At 59.9% G+C, this 12,701-nt stretch carries 9 protein-coding genes; 5 read left to right on the plus strand and 4 right to left on the minus strand.

The annotated features are described in order from the left end of the window. The 3 genes from ACE3PP_RS04520 to ACE3PP_RS04530 form a co-directional block, all read left to right on the plus strand. Positions 1 to 1,528 (plus strand): ABC transporter permease (locus ACE3PP_RS04520; RefSeq protein ID WP_374378368.1); only part of this gene is annotated, 1,528 nt, incomplete at its 5' end. 4 nt (positions 1,529 to 1,532) lie between these two features. Next, positions 1,533 to 2,999 (plus strand): efflux transporter outer membrane subunit, encoded by a 1,467-nt coding sequence (locus tag ACE3PP_RS04525; RefSeq protein ID WP_374378370.1) that lies wholly within the window; start codon positions 1,533 to 1,535, stop codon positions 2,997 to 2,999. A gap of 6 nt (positions 3,000 to 3,005) precedes the next feature. After that, a complete protein-coding gene (locus ACE3PP_RS04530; RefSeq protein ID WP_374378372.1) occupies positions 3,006 to 4,826 on the plus strand; it encodes an ABC transporter ATP-binding protein in 1,821 nt (606 codons plus the stop codon). 659 nt (positions 4,827 to 5,485) lie between these two features. Here the strand turns inward: ACE3PP_RS04530 and ACE3PP_RS04535 are convergent. The 3 genes from ACE3PP_RS04535 to ACE3PP_RS04545 form a co-directional block, all read right to left on the minus strand. Then, on the minus strand, positions 5,486 to 6,547 hold the full coding sequence (locus tag ACE3PP_RS04535; protein ID WP_374378374.1) for an alcohol dehydrogenase: 1,062 nt from the start codon (positions 6,545 to 6,547) through the stop codon (positions 5,486 to 5,488). 182 nt (positions 6,548 to 6,729) lie between these two features. Beyond that, positions 6,730 to 7,620 (minus strand): DMT family transporter, encoded by an 891-nt coding sequence (locus ACE3PP_RS04540; protein WP_374378376.1) that lies wholly within the window; start codon positions 7,618 to 7,620, stop codon positions 6,730 to 6,732. 43 nt (positions 7,621 to 7,663) lie between these two features. Continuing rightward, a complete protein-coding gene (locus ACE3PP_RS04545; protein ID WP_374378378.1) occupies positions 7,664 to 8,671 on the minus strand; it encodes a GlxA family transcriptional regulator in 1,008 nt (335 codons plus the stop codon). 119 nt (positions 8,672 to 8,790) lie between these two features. Between ACE3PP_RS04545 and ACE3PP_RS04550 the strand changes: the two genes are divergently transcribed. Then, the gene (locus tag ACE3PP_RS04550; protein ID WP_374378380.1) at positions 8,791 to 10,335 is read left to right on the plus strand and encodes a trimethylamine methyltransferase family protein; all 1,545 of its coding nucleotides are present in this window, start codon (positions 8,791 to 8,793) and stop codon (positions 10,333 to 10,335) included. A gap of 25 nt (positions 10,336 to 10,360) precedes the next feature. Here the strand turns inward: ACE3PP_RS04550 and ACE3PP_RS04555 are convergent, their stop codons facing one another. Continuing rightward, on the minus strand, positions 10,361 to 11,131 hold the full coding sequence (locus ACE3PP_RS04555) for a carbon-nitrogen hydrolase family protein (RefSeq protein ID WP_374378382.1): 771 nt from the start codon (positions 11,129 to 11,131) through the stop codon (positions 10,361 to 10,363). A 44-nt stretch (positions 11,132 to 11,175) separates the two neighbouring features. On the opposite strand from ACE3PP_RS04555, the gene ACE3PP_RS04560 reads away from it, so the two are divergent. Further along, a complete protein-coding gene (locus tag ACE3PP_RS04560; RefSeq protein ID WP_374378384.1) occupies positions 11,176 to 12,678 on the plus strand; it encodes an MmgE/PrpD family protein in 1,503 nt (500 codons plus the stop codon). Positions 12,679 to 12,701: the final 23 nt, after the last annotated feature.

Here is a 12,701-nt window from a genome sequence, read left to right on the forward strand (position 1 = left end):
GCTCTCCGGCGGCCAGCAGCAGCGCGTGAGCATCGCCCGCGCGCTGATGAACGGGGGCGCCATCATCCTGGCCGACGAGCCAACCGGCGCGCTCGACCGGCACAGTGGCGAGGAGGTGATGCGGATCCTCCAAGAGCTCAATGCCGACGGCCACACGATTATCATCGTCACTCATGATATGGGCGTGGCGCAGCATGCCCAGCGCATTATCGAAATCAGTGATGGCGAGATCGTTGCCGACCGACCCGGCGCCGGACTTTCCGTGGCTATGCACAAGCGTAGCGCTGCCGTGGCGATTGAGGCGGCTAGCGCCAGCTGGCTGGCTGGTTTTCCCCGCCGGTTCGCTGCCGCCTTCCGCATGGCTCTGATTGCCATGAAAGCACACCGCATGCGTACCTTTCTCACCATGTTGGGGATCGTGATTGGCATTGCCGCCGTAATTTCGGTGGTGGCGCTCGGTGCTGGGTCGCGGGAGCGCGTGCTGGCGGAAATCAATGCCATTGGTACCAACACGATCGAGATCTATCCAGGTCGCGATTTCGGCGATGAGCGCGCGGCAATGATTCAGACTCTCACCGCTGGCGACGCCGAAATCCTGTCGCAACAGCCTTATGTCGACAGCGTCTCGCCCGTCGTCAGCAAGGGTGCAAGCTTGCGCTACGGCAATGTTTCGGTCAGCGGCACGATCAACGGGGTGAGTGAACGGTTCTTCCAGGCCCGCGGCTTGCGCCTTGCTGAGGGGAAGCTGTTCGATGCGGCCGGCGTGCGCGCACTTGCCCAGGACGTTGTTATAGATGCCAACACCCGTGCACGGCTGTTCAAGCCGGGAATCGACCCGATCGGCAAAGTGATATTCCTCGGTGATGTTCCGGCCCGGGTGATAGGCGTTACCGCCAAACGCACCAATGTCTTCGAAGGAGGCCAGAATCTCGAAGTCTGGATGCCCTATTCCTCCGCCCTCAGGCGGCTGATCGGTCAGTCCCACCTGCAGAGCATCGTGGTGCGCTTGGCCGACAGCGTGTCGGATGCCGCGGCCGAAAGCAGCATCGTGCATGTCCTCACTCAACGCCACGGCTCCAGGGATTTTTTCACTTTCAATGCTTCCAGCTTCAAGCGGGCGATAGCCAATACTTCGACGACGCTGAATCTCTTGATCTCGGCCATTGCCGTCATCTCCCTGATGGTGGGTGGCATAGGCGTTATGAACATCATGCTGGTATCGGTCACGGAGCGCACGCGCGAGATCGGCGTGCGGGTCGCAATAGGCGCTCGGCGCAGCGACATTCTTCAGCAGTTCTTGATCGAGGCCGTCATGATCTGTCTGATCGGCGGATTGCTCGGTGTCGGTGGGGCACTGGCTGTGGGTGCGGCCATGGACATGCTTGGCTCCAACTTCAACATGATTTTCTCCGGTGCCTCTATGGTGCTCGCCACCGCGAGCGCCACTCTAATCGGCGTCACCTTCGGCTTTCTTCCGGCGCGTAATGCGGCCCGCCTGGATCCGGTCGAAGCACTGGCGCGGGAGTAGTCGAATGGCTGTACGTCTCTACCGGGTGGGCTCGGTCCCACTCTTGCTTCTGCTTTCCGGATGCGGCTTTCTGTTGCAAAGTGAGTATACGGCGCCGGAAGTCGCAGTGCCAGCCGAGTGGCAGACCGCGTCGGAGTCGGCCGGACCGTCGATCGATCGCTGGTGGGTCGAGTTTCATGATCCCGCACTGGACGCTCACGTGGCTGAGGCGCTGGCACGGAACAACGATCTGGCCGTGGCGACCCTCAAGGTGCGGCGGGCACAGCTCGCCGCCGGTCTTGCTGCCAACGATTTCCTGCCTGTCCTAGGCGCGACTGGCAATGCGAGCCGGGAAGAGCGTTTCAACCCGCAGAAGACCAAGCAGAACGGCGAGGGAGGTAGCAGTTCGGATAAGATTGCGCGCGTAACTGAGTCCTATTCGGTAAACGGATCGGTCAGTTGGGAGCTCGACCTGTGGGGTCGTATTGCACGCGAAACCGATGCCAAGACCTGGGAGGCAAAGGCGACCGCCGAGGATCGCGATGGAACCGCGCTTTCGCTGGTCGGCACAGTGGTAGATCTCTATTGGCAACTCGGCTACCTGTCCGAACGTTTGGCCCTGAGCGATGACAGCATCGCTTATGCGGAAAGGACACTTGCACTGGTCAAAGCGCAGCACGGCGCCGGCGCAGCTTCGGCGCTCGAAGAGCTAGAGGCACAGCAGAGCCTGGCGGCCCAGCTGGCTAACCGGACCCAATTGGTCCAGCAGCAATCGGAGGCGCGCAACGCCCTGGCCATCCTGTTCGACAGCCCACCGGGCACGGCCCATGCGGAGCCGACAGCCATGCCGCGTGCCGCTTTGCCGGAGGTCGCCGCTGGGCTCCCCGCGCAGGTTCTTGGCCGGCGCCCCGACCTCAAGGCGGCGGAGATGCGCCTGCGCCGGACTTTGGCGGAGGTGGACGCCACCAAGGCGCAATACCTGCCGACTCTGTCTTTAACCGGGTCGCTCGGAAGCAGCAGTGTGGCGCTCACCGAAATCTTGAAGAATCCCATCGGCACTCTCGGTGCCGGCATAACCCTGCCATTCCTGAACATCAATTCGATGCTGCTGAACATCAAGGTGTCCAAGGTTGAATACGAGGCCGCCATCGTGAACTACCGGCAGGTCTTATACGCCGCCTTCAACGACGTGGAGAACGCGCTTTCCGCCCGGCGCCAGTACGCCGAGCAAGGCGATCGGCTTGCGCAGTCGCTGGCCGCGGCGCGCGCGACTGAGCGGATATATGAGACGCGCTATCGGGCGGGTGCGGTTGCTCTGAAGCCATGGTTGGACGCACAGCAGATGCGTCGCACCGCGGAGGAAGCTCTGTCGGAGAACCGCTACAACCGGCCAATCAATCACACCAAGCTGTGTCTGGTGCTGGGGGGTGGCCCAAGGATCGAGGAAACTTCTGCTGCGGTCCGAACCACGCCGACGCCGGAGCAAAGGTGATTCAGGATGATCCTTGATCGCAGATTGGAGGGGGAAACGAGTGGCTTTCCAAGCGACGATAGCTTGCGCAGCTGTAGCTCCGCGGCAACGGCGCCGGTGTCCGCCAGGCGCGTGCTTCAGCTTTTCCACGGTTATGCCGGCCGACTTGCTGCGGTGCTGTGCCTCATCCTTTTATCGGCGCTCCTTGGCATCGCGGCACCGTTTGTCACCCGAGAACTGATCGACGTCGCTATTCCCGCAGGTGACCTCCCGCTCTCTTTTTTGCTGGTCGCCGCCCTGTTTGTCTTGGTCTGCGTCGGATCCGCCTGCGGCGTTCTCCAGGTCCTGATCAGCACCAAGGTCGGCCAGTCGGTTATGCATGACCTGCGCGTGCAGCTCTACGGGCATCTGCAGTCGCTGTCGCTGCGGTTCTTCAGCGTGATCGAGGTCGGTGAGATTCAATCCAGGATCGCTAGCGACATCGGGGGATTACAGACATTTGTGATCCATACTGCAAGCAACCTCGCCCGCAATCTCAGTCTCGTCGTGATGACGACGATAGCCATGCTGGCACTGGAATGGCGCATTGCTCTCATCTCTTTTCTGGTGCTGCCGATCGCCATTTGGATCAGCGAGCATGTGGGACGCCGCCGCGAAGCGCTGACCCACGATCAGCAGCAGCGGATGGCCAGGATGTCCGCCACGGTGCAGGAGACCCTGTCGATTTCCGGCATCATCCTCGGGCGCACCCTGGGGCGGGGCGACTACCTGAAGTGCCGGTTCGCGCAGGCATCTGCCGAGGTGGCAGAGTCGGAAGTGCGTTCACACACCGCCGGTGCGTGGCAATGGGCCGTCATCGACGTGTTGCTCCAAATGCTGCCGGCGCTCACTCTGCTGCTGGGCGGGCTTCTGCTGCGCCAAGACCCAAGCGTTGTCACTATCGGTACGCTCGTCGCCATGATCGCCCTACAGGAACAGCTGCTCTGGCCTTTGGAGGAGGTGTTGCGCGCCGGCGCAGAACTTGGTCCTGTGCGCGCCCTGTTTACGCGAATCTTCGCGTATCTCGATCATCCGGTCGAGATCACGCAAAGGGCCACGGCGGTGTCTCTCGACCGAGCGAGCCTTCGCGGCGCGGTACGCTTGCGTGACGTGCGATTTACCTATGCGCCGGACCAGGCCCCGGCAATCGACTGTGTCTCTCTCGATATCCCGCCGGGATCGCACACCGCCATTGTCGGTGCCACCGGATCGGGCAAGACCACCCTCGGCTACTTGCTGGCACGGCTCTATGATGTTGATTCAGGATCGATCTGCTTCGACGGCATCGACGTGCGCGACCTGAGCTTTGAGTCGCTGTCGAGCATCCTGGGCGTAGTCACCCAGGAACCATACCTGTTTAATGCCTCGGTGGCCGAAAACCTTCGCTTTGCCAAGCCAGATGCTAGCGACGAGGAACTCGTTGCCGCAGCCAAAGTTGCGCAGATCCATGATGTGATCGCTGGATTTCCAGACGGCTACAACGCATCCGTGGGAGAGCGGGGCTATCGATTGTCTGGCGGCGAAAGGCAGCGCCTTGCGCTGGCCAGGACAATCCTGCGAAGACCGCATATCCTGTTGATGGACGAGGCAACCAGCGCACTCGATCCGGCGACGGAACGGGCGATGTCGCTGGCCTTGGCGGCGCTGGGCAAGAACTGCACCACGATCACGATCGCTCATCGTCTGTCAACGGTTCGGCACGCGGATCAGATCATTGTCCTCAATAAGGGGCGGATCGCGGAGGCGGGGACCCACGAGCAATTGATGGCGCTTGGTGGCGCCTACGCTGGGCTGGTGGGAGGCCGTTGAGTCACACATCAATGATGTGCCCCGGCGACTGCGCTTGTTGTGCCTTTCCTAACCCATGCAAGCCACATGTGACTTTTGCGCCATGCAGGCATGGTCAGCGCGGATCGTGCCCAATGATAGACCACCGGAGAACAGGCAAAGGTCCGAGTACCCCATGTGCCAAAGCCACTTCAGTATATGACGATCTAAGTAAATCCTAATACCACACTACGGCAGTTTGAAAGGGCGTGTGGGCGATAACGATGCGAAGTTGTGGGCACTGTCGATTGCCGGACAGCTATCCTGTTTCAGCGGATGGACTCCCTGCAACTGGGTAGAATTTCCCTGTTCGGCGCGATAGGGAATACGGCATTAATCCGTATAGTCTTTGGGTAAGAAAATGGCATTGGAGTTGGCGCAGGAACGCCAATTTGGTGAAATTCCCTGTTTCTTCCCTGAAGAGCAGGGAAACAGCCAGAGAACGGTTAGTCATGAACTGCTAGCACAGCCAGCACCAGAAGCTTTCCTTGCCGGCCCTGACATCGCTGCTAGCTCACTGAGATTCTCAGCAAAGGGCGGGATTTTCGATTGCCCGCGTTCCTTGGCCCATCGATCTATCCTCAGCACCCAAACCCCGGATTGCTAAAATAGACGCTTCGTGCGTCTGCTTGCTCCTGCCATCAGAACCGCGGTGCCTCTAAAACCAATCGGCCCTGCACGGCTCCACGACGCACGCGGTCAATTGCGTCATTTGCTTGCGCTCGTGGTACCAGCTCGACCGGCAATGCCTCCAATGCACCAGTCTTTGCCAGAGCGATGAGTTCGCGCAGTTCATGGAGGCTGCCTGTATAGCTACCGCGGATCTGCAGTCCTTTGAGCGGGATCATGGGGAGCGCAATCGTCAGATCACCGCCAAACAGGCCAATTGGCACGAAGATCCCGCCTTTGGCGAGCGCATTGATGCTCGCGTTCGCAGTCGCAGTGGAGTTTACGAAGTCGATCACTGCCATGATCGGGCCGTTGGCCGCGCCGATGATCGCGGCAGTCAAGTCAACATCCTTGCTACCAACCGATACGGTGGCTCCGGCGCTCAAGGCAAGCCGGCGCTTGTTCTCATCGACATCGGCAACGATGATGTTCTCATACTTCAGGGCGCGCAAAATCTTTACGGCGGCGAGCCCCAATCCGCCGGCCCCGATGATCGCAATCGGCTCATCGAGGGCGAGCGGCATGATCTTCTTGATAGCGGAATAAGCTGTGATGCCGGAGCATGCATATGTTGCGGCGACTGCTGGATCAACCCCATCCAGCTTTACGAGATGCTCTGCTCGCGGGACCAAAACGTGCGAACCAAACCCTCCGTGACGGAAGATACCAACGGTGGCGGGTTTCAGGCACAGCTGCTCGTTGCCTTCACGACAACGCCGGCAATCTCCACACCCGATCCAGGGATAGACGACACACTGGTCACCGATGCTCACGCCCGTGGCTTCGGGCCCAATCTGTATCACCCGGCCCACAGTTTCATGCCCAGGCACGAGCGGCAAGACGACGCCTCGATCGGATAGAAGCAGTTTTTTGCCTCCGCCCAGATCATAGTAGCCATCCTGGAGATAGAGGTCGGAATGGCAAACGCCACAATGCGTCACTTCCAGGAGAACCTCGCCACCCTTCGGCTCGGGCGTCGGCGCAGAAATTTCCTGTAGCGGAGCGCCAGTCTCCACAATCGCCCAACCTTGCATTTTTGAAATCCTCCCCGATCGAAATTGGCGCGTTCGCGCGCTCATTGGAAGAATGCTATCACCGGCCGCGCGTCCAGAAGACGAACAGAATTGTTCTGCGCCACATAAGGCAAAGATATAATCAGCCCCAAAGTTGAAGCGCTTGTGAGCAACTTGCGGCAGTGATGATCATGCCTCCTGCATCATCGTGCAGACTGGCCGGTATCCTGATGGCGACGCACGTATTCTCGCCAGAATGTGAAGACGCCCGCACCAACGACGATTACGGACCCGGCGACCATGTTCCAGGTCAGTGACTCACCGTAAAGAAGCACGCCGAACAAGGAGGCATAGACCAGGCCGAGATAGCTGATCGGCTGTGCCGCGGAGGCGTCGAGCAGTTCATATGCGCGGATCACCAGATAGTGGCCGGTCATGCCGGTAATGCACAAAAGGCCCATCCAGGCTTTGTCCCAGCCTTCAAGACTGGTCCAGAAGAACGGGCCAACCAGGGTCGCCGTTACCGCCCCGCCAACGCCAATGTAGAAGAAGCTGGTTGCGGACGAGTCCGTGCGGCTGACCAGTCGCGTCGCGATCAGGTAGATCGCATACATGAAACAACAGCCGACAGGCAGAAGCAGCCAAGGATCGAGAAAACCGCTGGCATCGGGCTTGAGGATCAGCAGGACGCCGACGAGGCCAACGGCAATTGCCGACCAGCGCCGCCACCCGACATGCTCGCCCAGCAGCGGGATCGAAAGCAACGTCACAACAAGCGGGGTAGCGGATAGGACGGCCGTTGTATGGGCCAAGCCTGCATGTGCGAAGGCGGTGATGACCATCATGATCTCAGATGCTAGCAGGACGCCGCGCATGATCTGGAGGATGGGGCGAGTCGTTTGGGCTGCGGCTTTCCAGCCGCCTTGCCTGCGCGACGCCAGCAAGATGCAAAAGGCACCGAACGCCCAATAGCGGATCATAGTGATGAATATCGGTGAATATTGATCGCCGAGATGCTTCGAAACCGCGTCCTGGAAGGAAAAGATCGTTGTAGCCGCGAGAGCGAAGAGATAACCGTGCGCTTTGGATTTCATGTCTGATTTCTAGCTGTGATATTGCTATTGGACAAAAGACGCTCTAGCGCGTGCGGTCGCGGCGGAAAGCGGGGGAGGCTGCATCGAAGGTCATCATTTCCGGCACGCGGTCGGCGCTGGGTGACGTGCCGAACTGGTTGCGATAAGCCCGGGCGAAATGGGAGGCAGAAGTGAAGCCGCAGGAGACGCCAACCTCCAGGACCGATAGTGAGCTGTGCCGCAGAAGCTTGCGCGCCTTCTCAAGACGGACCATCACGTAATATTTAGTCGGCGAGCGGCCGAACTGCTGCAGGAAAAGCCGCTCCAACTGCCGCGTTGAGACGCCAGCATGCTTGGCAAGACGTGGTGTTCGCAGGGGACTTTCGACATGCCCTTCCATAGCCTCGATGGCTTTCACCAGCGCCGGCTGCACGATACCGAGCCGATTGCGCAGGCTCATGCGCTGGTCGTCCTTGGCCTGACGTATCGTGCCGTAGACGAATTGGTCGGCGACCTTGCTGGCAAATTCCGCGCCCTGGCGTTGGCGGATCATCTGCAGCATGACGTCCATGGCTGATGTGCCGCCGGCACAGGTGAAGATGCCGCGATCGATCACGAAGAGATCACTGGTCACGCGGATGCGTGGATAGGCCTCCTGGAACGCCTCCATGTAATCCCAATGTACCGTGCAGCGACGGTCGGTAAGCAGGCCACAGGCCGCCAGGATGAAGCTTGCGGTGCTGGCACTGCCGATGATCACGTTGTGGCGCGCAAGCCGGCCGAGATAGCTCCTGAGCCGCGTATTGCGGTAAGTATCACTGCCCATGCCACCACAGACGACGACCATGTCAAAGGTTGGCCCTTGTGTCCCGGGAAGGGGCTCTGTCAGTACGGCCAAGCCGCCGCCGGAGGAAACGGTACCACCCTCGGGCGACAGATGATGCCATTCATAAAGCGTCTGACCGCTGATCAAATTGGCGCCGCGTAGCGGTTCGACCAATGAGGCGAACGCCATCAGCGAAAAACCGGGGGTAAGGACGACGCCGACCCGGAACAGCTCGTTGGATTTCATCTTTGTCCCGCCGGGGAACTAAATGCGCACAGTCGATGTCGAAATCAGGCTAGTGAAACTTGGCCCGCTGGTGCGACAAAATCCACTAGAATCGCATTTGCCACCTACGGAATGGTGCCATGGCAGAACATCCGTCACCCCGGCGCAACCGCCGGTCGCGCGAAACCGTCCAGCTCGGCGCACAGCTGCTCAAGGCGCCGCCGCTGCGCAACTACCTGAAGCCGATCGAACCCATGAGCGAAGACCAGCTCATGGCCGTGCACGAGGCTTCGCTGAAGCTCTTGCGCGAAACCGGGATCGAATTCATGGGGCCGGCTGCCCGTGCTGCCTTTCGGGCTGCAGGTGCCGAGGTCAACGAAGCGAACGGTCTGGTCCGGATCCCGCGCGAACTGATCGAACAGGCTCTCGCCACCGCGCCCGCCAGTTTTACGCTGACGCCACGCAATCCGCAGCGAGCCCTCAATGTCGGCGGCAATCATATCTCCTTTGGCCTGGTTGCGGGCCCTCCCAATATTCATGATGCAGTCAACGGGCGGCGTGCGGGCAATTACGGCGACTACAAACGCTTGATCAGTCTCGCGCAGAGCTTCGACATCATCCATTTCATCGGCAATCAGCCAACCGCGCCAATTGAACTACCGGCAGGAACGCGCCATCTCGATTGCTATCTCGCCAACGTCACCTATGCCGACAAGGTCTATCACTGTACTTCGATCGGTCGGCACCGGGCTCTGGACGGCATCGACATTATGGCAATCTCACGTGGGATGACGCGCGAGCAGATGATCGAGCAGCCGGGTGTCCTCACCATTATCTCGGTCAACTCGCCGCGTCGCTTCGACGAGGCCATGAGCGACGGGCTGATGGCAATGGCGGAATGGGGGCAGGCGGTGGTGGTGACGCCCTTTACCTTGATGGGCGCCATGACTCCGGTGACGCTGGCTGCCGCCTTGGTGCAGCAGAATGCCGAGGCGCTAGCGGGCATTGTCCTCACTCAGCTCGTGCGGCCGGGGGCACCCGTGGTCTATGGCGCCTTTACATCGAATGTTGACATGCGTAGCGGCGCGCCGGCTTTCGGCACACCGGAGAATGCAAGGGCCACGCTTGCTGCAGGGCAGCTGGCGAGGCTTTATAAATTGCCTTATCGGGCCAGCAATTCCAGCGCCAGCAATGCCGTCGATGCCCAGGCCGCGTATGAATCGGAAATGTCGATCTGGTCTTCGGTCATGGGTCACGCCAATCTCGTCTATCATGGCGCAGGATGGATGGAAGGCGGCCTAACGGCATCATTTGAGAAGATCGTGCTGGATGTTGAGATGCTGCAAATGATGGCGGAGACCATCAAGCCGATCGATATCAATTCGACCGAGATCGCCGAAGGGCTTGAGGCGATTGGCGCGGTTGCGACCGGCGGCCATTTCTTCGGCGAAGCTCATACGCTCGCACGATATGAAACGGCATTCTACCAACCGCTGGTCTCCAACTGGCAGAATTATGAGAATTGGGAACTAGCAGGCGCTCGTGACGCGACGCAACGTGCGACCGCTATATGGCAAAAGGCCCTGGAGATTTATACCCCACCGCCGCTCGATCCCGGTATTGCTGAAGGGCTAGAGGCCTTCGTTGCCCGTCGCAAGGAAGAACTTGTGGGCGTTGATCACTGAGCTCTGAAGTCAAACCTCCTCACGGTCAGATTCCGGCTGCGGAGGAACTGCCTTGGGCGTGAATGTTCAGATAGCGGGCAAAGCTATGGCGATCGATTTCGCCGACGACAAGGGTTGGAGCGGGGCCAGCTTGCACAATGCAACTCCCGTCAGGTGCGTGAATGCAGCTTTCGCCCACATAGTCGAGGTCTTTCTCGCTGCCGCAGCGGTTGGCAAAGATCATGAATAGGCGGTTCTCGTAGGCGCGTGCTGGAATGACATGGCGCGGCACGACCTGATAGGGCTCCGTCGTCGCGCTGATCGCGATGACGAGCTCGGCGCCATGCCGAGCAAGTTCCTGCACCATCTCCGGAAAGTCGAGGTCGTAGCAAATCAGAAACGCTGTGCGCAGGCCATCGAAGTCGAAGATCCGTGGAGCGCCCCCGGGCTTGAACCAATGTTGCTCCCAAGCGCCCCAAAGATGCGCTTTTCGATAGCAGTCAATCATTCGTCCATTGCGATCAATCAGCGCGGCGCTGCTGAAGAAGTCGGTCGCCGTGCGTTCCGGAAAGCCATATGCGATGGCGATGCCAAAAGTCCGAGCGATGTCTGCCACTTTTAGTGCGGCAGCACCGTCGGCCGGTTCGGCAAGGTGCGATACGGCATCACCCAGATTATAGCCAGTGAGGAACAACTCCGGCAGCACAAGCAGATCCGCTCCAACGCGGATGGCCTCCCGTGCCAACTCCTCCATCCGTTGCAGATTGGCGCTGATATCGCCAAGAACGCCAACCTCCTGACCGACTGCCACACGCATGGGTGCCTCGCTTTGCCTTGGGAGAGGCGATTTGCCAGGACCAAATGCAGTCGTCAAGTTTGGCGTACCGCGCACAGATTCTGTCGGATTGCGACGATGTGGTCAGGAAAATCGTTCATACTCTTTTTCACATTCGCCCCGTTCAAAAAGGAATGGGGAGCAAAAGAAACGGCTATACTTGCATGACTTCCGCCCTTTACTCATTCGTGCGCGAGACGACTTTCGGCGCTTTGCCCGCCAAGGTGCAACACATGGCGCAACGCTGTCTGCTTGATCTGACTGGGACGGGCGCCTCGGGCATTTCGACACCGCTGGCACGCATCATCAGCAATCACGCTGTCCGGACGTTCGGCACCGGTGCGGATATGCGACCAGCCCGTATTCTGTTCGATGGACGCGCAGCCAGTCCACTTGGCGCGGCTTTGGCCGGCGGAATGATCATCGACAGCTTCGACTCTCATGACGGACATGTATTGACCAAGGGTCATGCTGGAGCTGCCGTGCTGCCCGGATTGCTGGCCTTGTCAGATGCCGCTGACATGCCTGTATCTGGCGCAGATTTTCTGGCAATGCTGGTGATCGGTTACGAAATCGCTATTCGTGCCGGTATCGCGCAGCACGCGACAGCACCCGATTACCATACCTCAGGCGCTTGGAATGCACTTGGTGTCGCCGCCATCGCGGCGCGCCAGGGGCAGCTCGACGAATCCCAGCTCCGCCACGCCCTCGGCACAGCAGAATATCACGGGCCGCGCAGCCAGATGATGCGGTGCATCGATTTTCCGACCATGGTGAAAGACGGCTCTGGTTGGGGGGCCATGGTTGGGCTGAGCGCGGCCTATCTGGCTGCCGACGGCTTTACCGGCGCGCCGGCACTGGTGGTCGAAAGCGATGCTGTGAAGGACCTTTGGAGTGATCTCGGCACGCGCTGGCGCATGCTCGAGATGTATTTCAAACCCTATCCGATCTGCCGTTGGGCACAGCCGCCGGTCGAAGCATCGCTCAACTTGCGCCGTGCGCACAATGTCGATCCAGCCAAGATCGCCAAAGTGGTGGTCGAAACTTTCCACGAAGCTGTGCGGTTGGACCAGCATCGACCCGCAAGCACCGAGGAAGCGCAATATAGCCTTCCGTTTCCCGTCGCCGCGGCGATCGTGCGTGGCAAATTGTCGCCTACTGACATCTCCGGCGCTGCGTTGACTGATGGTGAAATTCTATCGATGAGTGATCGCATCGAACTTCGTGAAGCGGACGACCTCAATGCCAAATTCCCGGCAGAACGTTATGCGCGGGTGGAGTTCCAGATGAACGATGGAACTGTGCTTAGGAGTGAGTCGACACCCGCGCGCGGCGATGCTGAGCGACCGTTGAGCGACGCCGAGATCGTCGAGAAATACCATGCCCTGGCCGACGGGACGCTCGGTGTGGCCGAGGCTGAGGCGCTGCACCACCTCATTCAGAAGCTGCCGGAAATGGTGGACGTGCGGCCGCTGCTCGATCGCCTGTTGAATGCCCCCGGTACGCTTGGCCGGGTACATGTGGCTTGATCCGGGAGCGGCAATGTATCGAA

The sequence above is a fragment of the Dongia sp. genome (genome assembly GCF_041910485.1).
GTDB lineage: Bacteria > Pseudomonadota > Alphaproteobacteria > Dongiales > Dongiaceae > Dongia.